Here is a 14,154-nt window from a genome sequence, read left to right on the forward strand (position 1 = left end):
GCCTTACGAATTGTTCCGTACTTCGTACTCCCACAATTCTACCCAATATTCGCATATCGTGAAGCTGATGCTCCACTTTTATGCGAATATCGGGGCGGGTCATTAAGCCATAAAACCACTCCCGTGCAAGCACATCGTGGTTTCAGGCTTTTGACCCTGGCATCATTATATTATAGAAACAAAATGTAGGGTATGGATTTTAGATATAATCCTGTGTGGTAAGTGATATTTGTTTCTGTAATATCAAGCAGATAATTTGCTTTTATTTTTCGTAAAAATCTTCCACTGCCTGGAAGAATGCATTGATATTTTCCCATGGAGACATCGGAGGAATATCACATCCGGAAGAAATTACAAAGTTTTTGTATTTGCAACACTCGTCCATAACTTCTTTTGTACGATTGTATACGCTCTCAGCAGTTCCGTTTCTGAATTCTCCGGCCGGATCTACATTACCCATGGCGATAAGGTTTTCCGGAACATGGCTCATCATCTCTGCCATATTGATGGCATTTCCGAAATGATACATCAGGCAGCCATTTGTCACGATAGTATCAATGGTCTTTACTGCTGTATTTCCACAGTTATGATATACCACAAGGAAGTTGTCATCCTGTACTGCATCTACAATCTGTTTTACATAATCAGCAGAAAATTCCTGTGCCAGATCCGGAGATAACAGTCCTGCCAGCGGCTCAGCCATTACGATTCCGTTTGCACCGACTTTTTTATATTCGTTGCAGTAGTTGATCAGGAATTCAGTTACTTTCTGCAGAACGATATGTACCATATCCGGCTCGTCGTAGCAGTAGATCAGTGCTTCGGATACGTCCAAAAGTCTGCCTGCCAGGGAGAATGGTCCGATAACACCTGCCAGAACCGGACGATCTGTGATGAGTTTGCATGCTTTTTCGATAGCATCAATATAAATCTGGGTACGACCTGCACCGATTTCCGGAACTTTGAGAGCCTCTGCCTCTTCTTCAGTGGAAACGATGGAACCGATAACGGTTGGAACCTCATCATCAGATACACGGATGGTGGAACCGAAAGCTTCTGCCTCAAGAGACAGATCCATTAAACTTACACTGGCTGCAGTCGGACAGGAATCAGCAATGATCTTCATACCTTCTGCCTGTTTGTCGCTGCTATTGATCAGCTCTGCTACGGTGATTCCCATTTTCTGGATGGATGGAAAAGAAAGTACCGGTAATGATTTCTTTTTGTCACTTGCGAGTATGTCTGCTACCCACTGTTTCATGTTCATTGTCATGATAAATGTCCTCCTTAATTTCAATACCTATGGTTTTAGTAGGTAAAAAAAGTAAAAAATAATAATGGCCAAGGTGCTGCATGGGGGCAGCACCTGCCAAAAATTAGATTCTGTTGTAATAAAAATCTGATGAAAAATCCAATATGAAAACCGTGACTGGATTAACCTTCGAATACTGCTGCTGCTGCGTCTGCTGCGGAAGCGGCATCTTCTGTGTAGATATCAGCGTTGATGCTGTCTGCAAATGCCTGGTTTACCGGAGCACCACCAACCATGATGGTTACTTTGTCACGGATTCCTGCTTCTTCTGCTGCTTTTACTACTTCACCAAGCATTGGCATGGTAGTTGTAAGAAGTGCGGAACAACAGATGATGCTGCAGTCGTTCTCAATCGCACATTTTACGAAGTCCTGAGGATCAACATCGACGCCAAGATCAATGATTTCAATGCCTTTTCCTTCAATCATCATACGAACCAGGTTTTTACCGATATCGTGCATGTCACCTTTTACAGTTCCGATACAAGCTTTTCCAAGCGGTTCTGCGGCATCTCCGGAAAGAAGTGGTTTTAAGAGAGCGGTACCTGCGTTCATAGCACGTGCTGCAACTAATACTTCCGGTACGAATACTTCGTCATTTTTGAATTTCTCACCGATGATGTTCATACCACTTAAAAGTCCGTCTTTTAAGATGGTTGTTGCGTCAATACCTTCGTCGATAGCCTGCTGTACCAGCTTTGTTACTTCTTTTTTCTTTCCTCTCTGTAAAGCATCTGAAATATCATTGATAATAGACATAATGTTTTCCTCCTCCTGTTTGTCAGTCAGTTTATATCCGAAAAATCGGGATTCTTCTGGTTAATGTTTCCCCATGATTTTCTGCTGACCTGTCAGTTTTTTATGACTTTATATTCTATATTATATAGCAGCAGGGGGAAAGTGTAAAATAAATAATATGCTTGATGTCATAGCATTCTGTTATACATCCGGAACGTGTTTTTTTGTACATCATAAAAGTAATGTATCTGTTACAGATGTATTTATGCGTCTTTGTAAATTGTTTTGCCGCATTTCATGATCTCGTCGATCATCACTTCCGTGGACCATCCACCGAATGGAAGGAACATCGGGCAGTAGCAGTATCCTTCAGCAGTTTTTTCAAATACTTCACGCACGCGTCTGCGCAGATCCTCTTCTGTCAGAGTGCCGGCCAGGGCTTCTGTCTGGTATCCCTGATAATCCGGTGTGGTGTGATATCCGAGGTTCATGCCGGTGATGGATTTCAATTTTGGAATATCATTGATTTCCATACCCTGCCATGCGTCAATGCCAAGTTCTACAAATTCCGGAACGACAGCTTCGATCTTTCCACAGGAATGCATATCAAAGAGTACGCCCAGTTCGTGGCAACGGTCAACGGCTTTCTTGATCTGTGGTTTGATCAGGGAACGCCATACATCCGGGGAGAAGAACATGTTGTTCTGGGTACCCCAGTCATCATGGAACATCAGAACATCCGGTTTGTAATATTCGATGACTTTTTCCATGAGTTTGATCTTCCATTCCATATAAGTGTTGAAGAATTCTTCAACCTCTTCCGGATCTGTCAGTAATGCACATAATGCATTCTCAAATCCCATCAGCATATGGAGACGTTCGAAAGGTCCGTTTACAAACATGATCTCAAATACTTTATTCTCACGGTCAATCTCACTGATGTGATCAATCTCTTCAACTTTGGACCAGTCCCATGCATCCAGATCCGGGAATTTTACCAGTTCTCTCCAGTCACAGATGTCTTCCATGATCGGTTCAACAGAATGATCCGGTGCAATGGCATCTACGCTGGATTCATATTTCCACGGAACTCCAAACCAGTCTACTCCGCCATGCTCATGGGAAGGACGCTCCTTGTAAGCTTCCGGATTGAATAAAACGAAGATACCTTCGTCAGTCGGCAGTTCATCTACCGGCTCATGGCGGAAAAAGGCCATTACTCTCTCTTTTGGTGTCATTTCCTTCATTTTTTCAGTTCTCCTTTTTGTTTGATAATTACAGTGTTAGATTGTTTTTCTTTTTGAAAATTAATTGTTTTTGTCCAGTTCTTTCCGGTTCTTTTTTCCCATCTGATTCCATACTGCAGACAGGATCATTAATAAAACCATAACCCCAACAAAACATAACATCCAGATCTGTGTCGTAGTCATTTTTCATACCCTCCCTTATTTGTCATCCAGGTTGACCAGTTCGTCGCTGTCACCGAATTTGTTGAGTTTACCAATGGCATATCCGATACCGGTTATTGCAAATACCATGATAGCAGTATAAATAATTGTTGTCACACACATATGCATAATATCTTCCTCCTTTATGCGCGTTTACCGGCAAACAATCCTTTTTTGCCCGGTAATACGGCGGTTGAGATCACACCAACGATCAGAGCAACGATCAGTGAGATGTAGTTTACATGGAAGTTGGCCCATCCGAGTGCATTCTGTAATCCGAAGGTGGACCAGATACATACAACGATCCATGTGATGATAAATGTAATGACAGAAGCTTTTGTGCTTCGTTTCCACCAAAGTCCGATCACGCCCATGATAAATACCGGGATTCCGAAGGAGAAGCACCAGTTTACCATGTCTACAACTGCCGGCTGGAAGTTACAGATGGCAATACTTACGATACCGATGATGATGATGATCACGCGTGATAAGGTGGATTTCTGTTTTTCTGTTGCATTTGGTTTGTACAGTGTGTACATATCATGTGAAATCAGGGTAGCCGGTGCCAGTGCCATAACAGCGAAGGAAGAAAGGTCTACACCCAAAAATCCTGCAGCCAGTAATGCGATGATCGGCTTCGGCAGCAGATCCAGCAGCATGGCCGGTGTCATCATCATGGAACCTGCGTTTCTGTATGCCAGGATAGAGAAAGCAGCTACACCGATGAGGGCCGGGATGATACAGAATAAACCGTTGATCGGGCCTGCAAACCAGAGGGATTTTTTTACTTCATGATTGTTTTTTGCGGTTGCTACCGGCTGATAACCGGTCTGTGCCATACCATGGAACATGGTAGCACCAAGTGCGGACGGAATTGCAAATCCGATGATCAGTGCTTTGTTTCCGAAGATGCTTGTCATCCAGGATGTGTCAGCACTTGCTGTCATGGTTGCTTCTACCTGATCCCAGCCACCCGGGAGTTTGAAGCACAGACAGATGAATACGACGATCAGAGCTGCGTACATTAAAATGGCATTTAACAGGTTCAGCCAAGCAATCTCTTTCATACCTGCCAGTAATACATAGAGCATGGCCAGGATACCGCCGACGATGGCACTGATCATATAAGACCATCCTGTCAGGAAGGAAAGTGTGATGGCGATGGTCTCGACTTCCAGACAGACCATTGCGATACTTAATGCTGCGTTTACACAGGAAATCATCGTTCCAGGTACTTTACCAAATACTTTGTTCAGAAAATCACCGATGGTTTTCGCTCCGGTTCTGCGAATCCATGGACCGGTGATCTGTGTGATGACTACCATCATAATTACACATGCGATACCAAACCATGCAGCGATAACTCCCATAGATGCTGCATTCTGACAGGTTCCCCAGTTGTGTGCGGAACCGAGCAGCGTCAGGGCAAGTGTGATACCTACCAGAGAAGCCGGGAGGCCGCCACCGGCAAATGCAAAGCTTCCGCTTTCCGCACCGCCGCTTTTCTTATTTTTGTATGCCATAAAGGCACCGATACCAACGATGGATACCACTTCATAAATCAGTACTGCGATCAGTACACCCCAGTTCATAACCTAGTCCTCCTTAAATGTTTGATAAATAATAACCATAACTTAATAAAACCAAAAATACCAATAGAAATGATCAGTTACTGAAAAAGTGGTCCGGACTTTTTTCTATATCTGTATCATAGACCGTATGGATGTATTTGAAAATTCACTAATATGTTTGACTTTTTTATCATTCATTCGTATATTATGTACGAAGGGATTTTTCACAAAGGAGGGCGTTTATGTATCTGAGTATGGTGGTTTTTGAAGAGTGTCTGGCCGAATATCATCCGCGTATGACCGGACATTCTGATCTGATAAAAATAAAATTTATGGGTGTTCAGGAAGCGATGGAAGGACAGGAATATCTGCCGGATCACATGCTTCTGGAACATGTAGAATATTTTGTATCACATCCTGTCCCGGCAGCCTGGGGGTGTCTGTGTATCGGTGAACCGCCGGAAGATCTGTTCAAAAATAACATTTGTCTGATTTTTCCGGAAAATACAGATAGAACAAGCCTTTATCATGATATCCAAAAGATATTTTTCCTATATAATTCCTGGGAAATGGAGATTCGAAAGGCGATGCAGCGCAATGCTACATTGGAGGAAATGTGCAATCTGTGCATTCCGATCTTTGAAAAACCGATTTTTATCCACGACAGGAACAACGAACTGCTGGCTATTGCAAATGAGATGGCGGGACAGTTTTCCTGGCAGTATGATGAGACGTTCGATAAGTATTATCTGCCGCTGGAAATTCTGAATACCTTCAAATCTTCTGACGAATATCATAAGACATTGCACACTTATGGGGCACATGTTTTCTCAGCAAAAGCCACCGGTTATCGTACATTATATGTGAATCTGAGGATTGAATGGGTGTATGTGGGACGTGTCTGTCTAGATGAGATCGGTACACCGATCCGGAAGCGGGATTATGAACTGCTGGAATTTTTCGCGGATAATATCGCATTGGCGATGCAGCAGGGAATGTTGCTGGTGAGTGATGTGTCCAATGTGCTGTCGATTCTGTTTAAGGAGATGATTGACGGAAAAAGCTATACGAAAAATCAGCTGGCTAAACCGTTTAGTTATTATAAATGGCATATTGATGATATGTTTCAATGCATCACGATCTTCTGTCGGAAGAGTGATAATGCCATCCATACAGCAACGAATCTGACCCACAGACTGGCAAATATGTTTCCGAACAGCTGTGTATTCCGGAATGAGTATCAGATTATTCTGGTATTGAACCTGACACAGGAGAATATGGCGACGGACCGCTTTTTTGCGTATATTGGTGAGTTCTTAAGACTTGGAAATCTGAAGGCCGGTGTCAGTATGCAGGGACATGATTTTGTGAATTTCAGATATTATTACCGGCAGACGCAGATTGCTCATGAAGTGGGACTGAGCGAGGATCTGCAGGAACCGATTTACTACTTTGAAAACTATGCGTTCCACTATTTCTTTCGCCAAGCTTCCCAGGTGCTGTTGCCGGAGATGCTGTGTGCACCGCAGCTGTTGAAACTTATTGAGTATGACAAGAAGCATGATACGGAGTTTACATATACGCTGCAGCGTTATCTGATCAATGAACGGAATATCAAGATTACGGCATCGGAGCTGCATATCCACCGAAGTACGATGAATTACCGTATTTCACGGCTGAAGGAACTACTGGAGATAGATTTGGAAAATTCCGAGAATCGGTTGTATCTGCTGAATTCTTTCTATATGTTGGATTTCAAAGAATTGTATCAGAGTTAAAGTTCTCATGTATGTCTGTGAAGGATAGAAAAAGAGATCTTTATATTTGATTCCGGGGAAGAATCGTTGTAAAGATCTCTTTTTGGGGTTTCATCTTACTTAAAGGAAGGTATTCTATATTGTGTATATTTCTGATGATAAATTAGCAGAATCTCTGACGTAAATTGCTTTCTGTGCTGTTGGCTTCTGCCTGCATAATATCAGAAAAAAATGTTTTCTGATCTTTTCTCCAAGCTTCTTTTAAATCATCCATTTCAGTAGATAATGCAGTTATGATACTGTTTGTGTCTAATACTTTCTCTTCGCTCATTTCCTGTGCTTTTGTATATAAATTTCTGAACATTTTCATTGTAGTGTCCTCCTTCTATCTATGTTAATTATTTGTGTTCTGTTCCTTTGTTGATCTTATTATATGATACATGATGAAAAAAGTAAAGCTACTGTATCTTAGGGATGGGTTAAGTAAAACTTAATGATATCGTCTAAATGGTATACATCATGCACAAATACTATTTCTACAATTGTGCATAATAACTTATTCTATAATGGGAGTAGCGAAAGCGGATTGCGAATGTCCGCTTTACAATAGAATTAATTATAAAAACAGTAAAGCTGATTGTGACACAGAATAATGTATATCTTGAGTTTGGATTGGGTTGCGGATATAATGGTGTCAGATCGTTTTTTACCGTGATTGAAACACATAAACTATGCGAGTCATAAAATGATAAAATAGTAAGATTTTGTATGAGAAAGTCAGCTTAGGAGGCTATTTTGATTGCAGGATAATAGATACTGGAAACAGGGGGAGTTGTTATGGATACATCGAGATATCAGGCTTTTTTGAGTGCGGCAGAAACCGGAAGTATTAAAAATGCAGCAGAAGAACTGGGCTATACGCCATCCGGGGTCAGCCAGCTGATCAAGGCACTGGAGGAAGAACTGGGATTTACACTGCTTTATCGAAGCAAAAAAGGAGTCAGCCTGACGCTGGAAGGACGTCGTCTGCGGCCGACAATCCGTGAGATTTTGGAATCGGAAAACAGATTGTTTCAGACAGCATCGGAAATGCGGGGGCTGTCTATCGGTGCGATTAACATTGCCGCGTATCAGTGTCTGGCGGCGGTGTGGATGCCATCGCTGATCAGTGGATTTCAGAAAAAATATCCAAACATCCGTATTCAGCTGTACGAGGGTACACAGCAGGATATTTTACAGTATCTGGATGAACGGACGGTAAATCTCGCATTTTTCAACTGTTCCGATACGATCAATTATGACTGGTTGCCGCTGATGAAAGATCGTATGGTGGCGGTATTGCCGAAGGATCATCCCATGGCGAAAAATGAGGTATTTCCGGTGGAGGCCTGTCGTTACGAGCGTTTTATCATGCCTGAGCATGGACAGGACCAGGATGTATTTGACATGTTGGATGAAGTACATGTCAAGCCGGATGTCTATCTGTCAACGTTTGATTCCTTTACAGCGATTGCCATGATTGAAAAAGGTCTCGGAATCAGTATTATGAATGAAATCAGTATTCCGACGCGGACCAGCCGGGATATTGTGACACTTCCGACGGTTCCGGAGCATTATATTGAAATGGGAATTGCACTGCCTTCTATCGCGCAGGCATCTCCGGCGGTGAAGAAATTTATCTCTTATGCGGTGGAATCCGGAATCTGCAAAGCCATACAGAAGCAGTGAGGAGGGAATATCATAAATTATGAAAATACTGGATTTGCCAGGAGGCGATGAACTATATCATTATAAAAAATCACTGGTTCTGAAATTTTCCGGTCCAAGGGATGTGGTGAGTACCGGACCGAACAATGGCGGATATCGTCGTGATCTGACGGCAGTGTTTAATAATGACTGCAATCCGGGTGGAGGAATGCCCTGCGGGATTGAGGCAGATACTTATGAAAAACATATGGAGCTTCTGGCATCAAAGCAACTGGGATTAGATCCGCGGACCTGCACCGGACTTTCTACTGCTGCACATATGGAAAATGCAGCAATCGAATGTATGAAATATGAAGATTTTACAGTTACAGCGATTGTCACAGCCGGAATTAATGTAAATGCCGTGCGTGTGGGGGATCCGACGACCTGGCATGAACGTGCCGGAACTTATTTCGAGGTGATGTCCGGAACGATTAATATTTTACTTCATATTGATGCTGATCTGGCACCGGGGGCACTGGTAAATGCGCTGGTGACCTGTACAGAAGCAAAGACGGCTGCCATACAGGAACTTCTGGCACCGAGCAGATATTCCCATGGATTGGCTACCGGTTCCGGAACAGACGGTACGATTGTGGTCAGCAATCCGGAGTCTGGGGTTTATCTGACGAATGCAGGAAAGCATTGTAAATTGGGTGAATATATAGGTCTTGTCGTGAAAAAAGCTGTGAAACAGGCTCTGTACAATCATTGTTATATGGGACCGGAATATCAGCATGACATATTGAACCGGATGGATCGTTTCGGAATTACCCGGGACAGTCTCTGGGAACGGTATCAGAAGCTTTGTAAGGAACGGCAGCAGCCGGCAGGAACGAGGATAGATTTTATGACCTGCCTTGACCGGATAAAAAAAAATAACCGTCTTGTGACAAATACGTCTCTTTTTGCACATCTGCTGGATCAGATGGATTGGGGAATGCTGGGAATAGAGGAAGTTTCTGAGGCTGCAAAACAGATGTTACAGCTGGCTGGAATGCCGCTGCAATGCTGGAAGTCCCGGGAGGAAATGTTGCCGGAAGATGATGTTGCGGCTAAGGATGTGCTGGAATGGTTAGCAGATAATTATGGAAATTGTCTTGCAGAGTTTATCTCAGTCGAGAAGACTCCCACTTCTGCAAGTGGTGAGTAAAAACAAGTCTTTCTCAGTGGGAGTTTTTAACTCCCACTGACATAAGCATCCTAAGAAGTCTGCCATAATTTAGATACCGACTACCGAATCTATTGGTAAGGACAGAACAATTCCCTGCGCCTCACTGTGCATGCCACATTTTTCACCAATACATTTCATCAGATCCACTTTGTTAGATGATTCAACCAAAATCAAAACAATTTCTTTTTCATCCTGAACGCTGAGTCCCCAAAAACTGGTTGCTTCTTTGTTTCCTATACGTCGGCTGCGAATTACGGTGCCGCCTTTTACTCCTTGCGCACGCACTACTTCCATAACTTCTTCGCTGAAACCTCTGTTTACGATTGCTGCAACAAGAGTATATTTTGTTTCTGACATACTGTTTTCTTCCTTTCCTGCTATATTCAGCAATTCTTTTCCTGTATTTCGGGCAAGAATGCGTAAAATCAGATTATTTGCTCCACTTAATGGTATAGTAAATGCGATACCACTGTTTGCTCTGTTTAATTGTAATTCAGAATTTAATTTATTTAACAGGATTTCTGATAAATTTTTCGGAATCATACTGATGAGAACACTTTTATCAATGTTTCCAAGTCCAAGTACATCCATAATCTCGCTTGTAGCTGTTCCTTCTGCATGAAAGCGGTATTGCAACGGCAGTGCGCCCTTTCGAAACATTTCCGCTGCCCGGTCAGCAAGTTTTGGTGTAGCGATTAATACTAATAACTGAAAGGATACTTTTTTTTCATTTTCCATTTTACTCATCCTCCTCAAGATCAACGATCATATCACAATCATCGGCTATCACTGCTCTTTCTGTCGGGGTGCCTTTTCCGGTTTTTAGTTTGTATACGAGTCCCATCAGCTGTATTGCGATCAATGGTGTTAATGCAACAAGTGCAACCACGCCGAAGGCATCGGTCATCAGGTTTCCTCCGAGAGCCTCACAGACCCCAATACTAAGCGGCAACAAGAAGGTTGATGTCATTGGACCGCTGGCAACCCCGCCTGAGTCAAATGCAATACCAATGAAGATATCTGGAACAAATCGGGACAATACGAGGGCAATAAAATATCCGGGAATCACAAACCAATGAATGGAAACTCCTGTAAGCACACGAAGCATTGCAAGAGCAACGCTGGCAGCTACACCAATTGACATACAGTGATCCATCATTTTTACGGAAATTGCACCGTTTGTAACTGTTTCTACCTGATGGTTCAGCACTTGAATTGCCGGTTCTGCTTTTACGATATAATAACCAATCAAAGCTCCGAGAGGAAGTAAGATCCAATTAAAAGACAGTTCAGCCAATTGTTTTCCCAGATAAGCTCCAACTGGTGCAAAACCAACATTTGCACCGCAAAGAAATAGAACCAGGCCAATATATGTATATATAAAACCAATCATAATACGTCGGATCTGCCATTTATGATAGCGTCCGGTAAGCATTTGGAATATAAAAAATACTACAATGATCGGCAGCAGTGCTATCAGAACTTCACGGGCATATAATGGCAAGCCCCGGGCAAATATGCGGGCAACATCCTGTGTGGTAACAACTGTTTCTACATCTTCAAGAACATACGCTGCTTGTGTAGGTTTATAGAAACAGCCCAGGATTAAAACAGCCAGTATCGGACCTATACTGGAAAGTGCGACCAGGCCGAAACTATCATCTGCCGAATTCTTATCACTTCGCACAGAAGCGAGTCCCACACCTACGGCCATAATAAAAGGCACTGTCATAGGTCCTGTTGTAACACCACCAGAATCAAAAGCTACGGCTAAAAACTCTTTCGGCACAAAGAATGATGTAAGAATCAGAGCTGCATAACAGATAATCAATAATACAGACAGGCTGATCTTATATCGAATACGAACAAGTGCAAGTGCAAGAAAAAGACCAACGCCAAGTGCCACTGTTATAATCAATACCATATTAGGGACGGAGGGAACCTGATTAGCAAGAATCTGCAGATCCGGTTCAGATATCGTAATGATGATTCCCATAATCAGACCTGTCAGTAAAACAGTAATGAGCTTTTTCAATTTTGAAATCTGTACACCTACCCCTTCTCCGATCGGTGTCATGGACATCTCAGCACCGAGCTGAAAGAATCCCATTCCAACAATCAGCATAATTGCACCGGTAAGGAACATCACAATAGTGCCAAGCTCCATAGGAATCAGAAAAATACTGATCATCAAAACAATACCAGTAATAGGAAGAACTGCAGAAAGTGACTCTCGGATTTTTTCTTTTAATTTTAAATTCAATGTATGCCCTCCTTCTAAAAATCATAGTATATGGAATAATAAAATACATGGTTGAGATTGCTTCCAAGCAATTATATTTAACATTCTATTGCTACCTTGATCACGCCGTCTCTTTTATTTTCAAAAAGATCATAGGCTTCGTCGATCCTGCTAAGTGGATAAGTGTGTGTGATCAGCGGTTCTGTATTGATTTTGCCGTCTGCAATCAATTTCAGTGTTTCTTCACAATCGCAGCCATCCACTCCTCCTGTTTTAAAAGTAAGATTCTTGCCATACATATCCGGTAGTGGTAAGGGCTGGGCTTTATCATAAAGTGCCACTATCGTTACGATCGCATTTGGTCTTGCACATTCCCATGCCAGCCGAAAAGTAGATTCTGCTCCTGCAACTTCAAGAACAACATCTGCGCCACCATGCTCAGTGTTTGTCTGAACAAAATCAAAGCATTCTTCCGGCGAAACAGTAAGAACATCAGGATAATGTTTTTTAATGAAGTGTATACGATTTTCATCTTTTTCGCACATGATGATATGCTTCGGATTCTTTAGGATAACGGACAGTAAGGTACAGATACCTGTAGGTCCGGCACCAATGATCAGGACGGTGTCATCTTCTGTAATCTCGGAAATACGTGCTGCCCAATAACCGGTAGCAAGAACATCTCCTACAAATAAAGCCTGTCTGTCCGTAACTTTATCTGGAATTTTATTCAGTCCCTGATCTGCAAATGGCACACGGACATATTCTGCCTGACCGCCATCAATACGGCAGCCAAGAGCCCAGCCGCCATTTTTGTCGGTACAGTTATTTACATATCCTTTCCTGCAGAAAAAACATTCCCCGCAAAAGGTTTCTACATTTACCGTTACTCGCTCTCCCGGCTTCACTTTCGTTACAGCACTTCCAACTTCTTCCACGATTCCAACCATCTCATGGCCGACTGTAATGCCCGGAATTGCTCTTGGAACGCTTCCGTGCTTAATGTGAAGGTCACTGGAACAAATGCTGGCAAGTGTCACCTTTACAATGGCATCCTTTTCATGCACCAGCACGGGTTTCGGTTTTTCCATTAATTTGAAAATTCCTTTTGAAACATATGTATAAGTTTGCATTATTTTCCCCCTCATTTTCTTATAAATTCTGCTGCCCGGAAGATATCTACTTTACTTGTGCGCTAGATTTTAAGTATTATAGTTCACTCTCCGTTTATGGATTATTACCGGATACGCCATTGCCAAATAATAAACAGGATAAGAAGGTGCGCCGGATAAAAAGCATAGCAGAAATACTTGAACCATTTGCTATGGTATCCCTGTTCTCTGTTATATAACCAGATTGGAATAAGTGCCAGTAATGCAAAACTCTGCTGTGGAATCTCAAAATGATGTCCCAGAATAGTTACCGGATAATACAGATCTCCAAGCATAACTACATTTAAATAGTACATTCCGGCAAATTGTGCCACAAAAGAAACCCATGTCTTTTTTCGGAAAAAGTAAAAAAGCAATACTGTCAGTATTCCCGCTGCATTGTAATCTACCATGGATATGGTTCCAAGCAGATAGTCCATGAAAAGAACAAGACAAATTATAAGAAGCAGTATCCATTGCTTTTGTTTCTTTTTTGCTTTTTCAATAATCTGTATTGATAACAGACCTAACAGAAATGTCCACAGTACGTTTTGATGAAACGGGTAAATTGCAGAACTTCCCATAATCAAGTTGAATGGTATTTCTGAAATTACAGCAAATAAAAAAAGTCGCTGCATATATTTTTTTACATTCGAAGTATAATAACATCCTTCCGCAATCATAAATGCAAAGATCGGAAATGCGAGCCTTCCTATGCATGTCAGCCATTCCTGTGCCGGAAATAGTGTCGCCCACAAATGATCGCATAGCATAAATAACATTGCTAAAATATGTAGTGTAAATGAATTGATTCCTCTTTTTTTTTCCATAGGCTCCTTCCCATCTATCTAGGCATATATATTCCTGCAATTTCTTTATTTCGTAAAATTTAAGCTTGATTAATAACTCCAACTGATTATTTCCAAACTCTTGTTAACCACTGTTCATTTTCTTTCCCAAAAACCGAATATGCACATCAAATCGCTTATTTTATTATATCACAGCGACATATTGTC

General features: G+C 42.0%; 14 protein-coding genes. 3 read left to right on the forward strand and 11 right to left on the reverse strand.

Annotated elements, in window-relative coordinates; translation table 11 throughout:
* Positions 1-262: 262 nt before the first annotated feature.
* From ACIRUQ_RS13860 to ACIRUQ_RS13885, 6 genes are all read right to left on the reverse strand, one after another.
* Positions 263-1,273, reverse strand: a complete 1,011-nt coding sequence (locus tag ACIRUQ_RS13860; protein ID WP_022035615.1) for a uroporphyrinogen decarboxylase family protein — start codon at positions 1,271-1,273, stop codon at positions 263-265.
* A gap of 161 nt (positions 1,274-1,434) precedes the next feature.
* Entirely contained in the window at positions 1,435-2,070 is a 636-nt protein-coding gene (locus ACIRUQ_RS13865; protein WP_021739847.1) for a corrinoid protein, read from the reverse strand.
* A gap of 242 nt (positions 2,071-2,312) precedes the next feature.
* The gene (locus ACIRUQ_RS13870) at positions 2,313-3,296 is read right to left on the reverse strand and encodes a uroporphyrinogen decarboxylase family protein (RefSeq protein WP_022035614.1); all 984 of its coding nucleotides are present in this window, start codon (positions 3,294-3,296) and stop codon (positions 2,313-2,315) included.
* Positions 3,297-3,356: 60 nt separating this feature from the next.
* On the reverse strand, positions 3,357-3,479 hold the full coding sequence (locus ACIRUQ_RS13875; protein ID WP_022035613.1) for a hypothetical protein: 123 nt from the start codon (positions 3,477-3,479) through the stop codon (positions 3,357-3,359).
* Positions 3,480-3,494: 15 nt separating this feature from the next.
* Positions 3,495-3,626 (reverse strand): hypothetical protein, encoded by a 132-nt coding sequence (locus ACIRUQ_RS13880; RefSeq protein ID WP_275951518.1) that lies wholly within the window; start codon positions 3,624-3,626, stop codon positions 3,495-3,497.
* A 14-nt stretch (positions 3,627-3,640) separates the two neighbouring features.
* Positions 3,641-5,089: a sodium:solute symporter gene (locus ACIRUQ_RS13885; protein ID WP_404856501.1), complete on the reverse strand. Its 1,449-nt coding sequence runs from the start codon at positions 5,087-5,089 to the stop codon at positions 3,641-3,643.
* A gap of 221 nt (positions 5,090-5,310) precedes the next feature.
* Here ACIRUQ_RS13885 and ACIRUQ_RS13890 point away from each other — a divergent pair, with 221 nt between their 5' ends.
* Positions 5,311-6,846 carry a CdaR family transcriptional regulator gene (locus ACIRUQ_RS13890; RefSeq protein WP_055291238.1) on the forward strand — a complete coding sequence of 512 codons (1,536 nt, stop codon included), beginning with the start codon at positions 5,311-5,313 and terminating at the stop codon, positions 6,844-6,846.
* Between the two features lie 142 nt (positions 6,847-6,988).
* Here the strand turns inward: ACIRUQ_RS13890 and ACIRUQ_RS13895 are convergent, their stop codons facing one another.
* Positions 6,989-7,195 (reverse strand): hypothetical protein, encoded by a 207-nt coding sequence (locus ACIRUQ_RS13895; RefSeq protein ID WP_055291241.1) that lies wholly within the window; start codon positions 7,193-7,195, stop codon positions 6,989-6,991.
* Positions 7,196-7,662: 467 nt separating this feature from the next.
* Here ACIRUQ_RS13895 and ACIRUQ_RS13900 point away from each other — a divergent pair, with 467 nt between their 5' ends.
* Positions 7,663-8,553: a LysR family transcriptional regulator gene (locus ACIRUQ_RS13900; RefSeq protein ID WP_022036616.1), complete on the forward strand. Its 891-nt coding sequence runs from the start codon at positions 7,663-7,665 to the stop codon at positions 8,551-8,553.
* A 19-nt stretch (positions 8,554-8,572) separates the two neighbouring features.
* Entirely contained in the window at positions 8,573-9,724 is a 1,152-nt protein-coding gene (locus ACIRUQ_RS13905) for an adenosylcobinamide amidohydrolase (protein WP_055291243.1), read from the forward strand.
* Between the two features lie 69 nt (positions 9,725-9,793).
* Here ACIRUQ_RS13905 and ACIRUQ_RS13910 read toward each other — a convergent pair whose 3' ends face one another.
* The 4 genes from ACIRUQ_RS13910 to ACIRUQ_RS13925 form a co-directional block, all read right to left on the reverse strand.
* A complete protein-coding gene (locus ACIRUQ_RS13910) occupies positions 9,794-10,483 on the reverse strand; it encodes a hypothetical protein (protein WP_055291245.1) in 690 nt (229 codons plus the stop codon).
* 1 nt (position 10,484) lies between these two features.
* On the reverse strand, positions 10,485-12,008 hold the full coding sequence (locus ACIRUQ_RS13915; RefSeq protein ID WP_021739857.1) for a DUF1538 domain-containing protein: 1,524 nt from the start codon (positions 12,006-12,008) through the stop codon (positions 10,485-10,487).
* A 77-nt stretch (positions 12,009-12,085) separates the two neighbouring features.
* A complete protein-coding gene (locus ACIRUQ_RS13920; RefSeq protein ID WP_044964138.1) occupies positions 12,086-13,120 on the reverse strand; it encodes an alcohol dehydrogenase in 1,035 nt (344 codons plus the stop codon).
* 104 nt (positions 13,121-13,224) lie between these two features.
* Positions 13,225-13,920 (reverse strand): TraX family protein, encoded by a 696-nt coding sequence (locus ACIRUQ_RS13925; RefSeq protein WP_404856502.1) that lies wholly within the window; start codon positions 13,918-13,920, stop codon positions 13,225-13,227.
* Positions 13,921-14,154: the final 234 nt, after the last annotated feature.

Origin of the sequence: Eubacterium ramulus (assembly GCF_045002895.1) — a bacterium.
Lineage (GTDB): Bacteria > Bacillota > Clostridia > Lachnospirales > Lachnospiraceae > Eubacterium_I > Eubacterium_I ramulus.

Bases quoted from the DNA above. Each gene is read 5' to 3' on its own strand.
- ACIRUQ_RS13870 (WP_022035614.1), bottom strand. From the start codon at position 3,296: ATGAAGGAAATGACACCAAAAGAGAGAGTAATGGCCTTTTTCCGCCAT.
- ACIRUQ_RS13860 (WP_022035615.1), bottom strand. From the start codon at position 1,273: ATGACAATGAACATGAAACAGTGGGTAGCAGACATACTCGCAAGTGAC.
- ACIRUQ_RS13910 (WP_055291245.1), bottom strand. From the start codon at position 10,483: ATGGAAAATGAAAAAAAAGTATCCTTTCAGTTATTAGTATTAATCGCT.
- ACIRUQ_RS13895 (WP_055291241.1), bottom strand. From the start codon at position 7,195: ATGAAAATGTTCAGAAATTTATATACAAAAGCACAGGAAATGAGCGAA.
- ACIRUQ_RS13925 (WP_404856502.1), bottom strand. From the start codon at position 13,920: ATGTTATTTATGCTATGCGATCATTTGTGGGCGACACTATTTCCGGCA.
- ACIRUQ_RS13920 (WP_044964138.1), bottom strand. From the start codon at position 13,120: ATGCAAACTTATACATATGTTTCAAAAGGAATTTTCAAATTAATGGAA.
- ACIRUQ_RS13900 (WP_022036616.1), top strand. From the start codon at position 7,663: ATGGATACATCGAGATATCAGGCTTTTTTGAGTGCGGCAGAAACCGGA.
- ACIRUQ_RS13890 (WP_055291238.1), top strand. From the start codon at position 5,311: ATGTATCTGAGTATGGTGGTTTTTGAAGAGTGTCTGGCCGAATATCAT.
- ACIRUQ_RS13905 (WP_055291243.1), top strand. From the start codon at position 8,573: ATGAAAATACTGGATTTGCCAGGAGGCGATGAACTATATCATTATAAA.
- ACIRUQ_RS13865 (WP_021739847.1), bottom strand. From the start codon at position 2,070: ATGTCTATTATCAATGATATTTCAGATGCTTTACAGAGAGGAAAGAAA.
- ACIRUQ_RS13875 (WP_022035613.1), bottom strand. From the start codon at position 3,479: ATGACTACGACACAGATCTGGATGTTATGTTTTGTTGGGGTTATGGTT.
- ACIRUQ_RS13885 (WP_404856501.1), bottom strand. From the start codon at position 5,089: ATGAACTGGGGTGTACTGATCGCAGTACTGATTTATGAAGTGGTATCC.
- ACIRUQ_RS13880 (WP_275951518.1), bottom strand. From the start codon at position 3,626: ATGCATATGTGTGTGACAACAATTATTTATACTGCTATCATGGTATTT.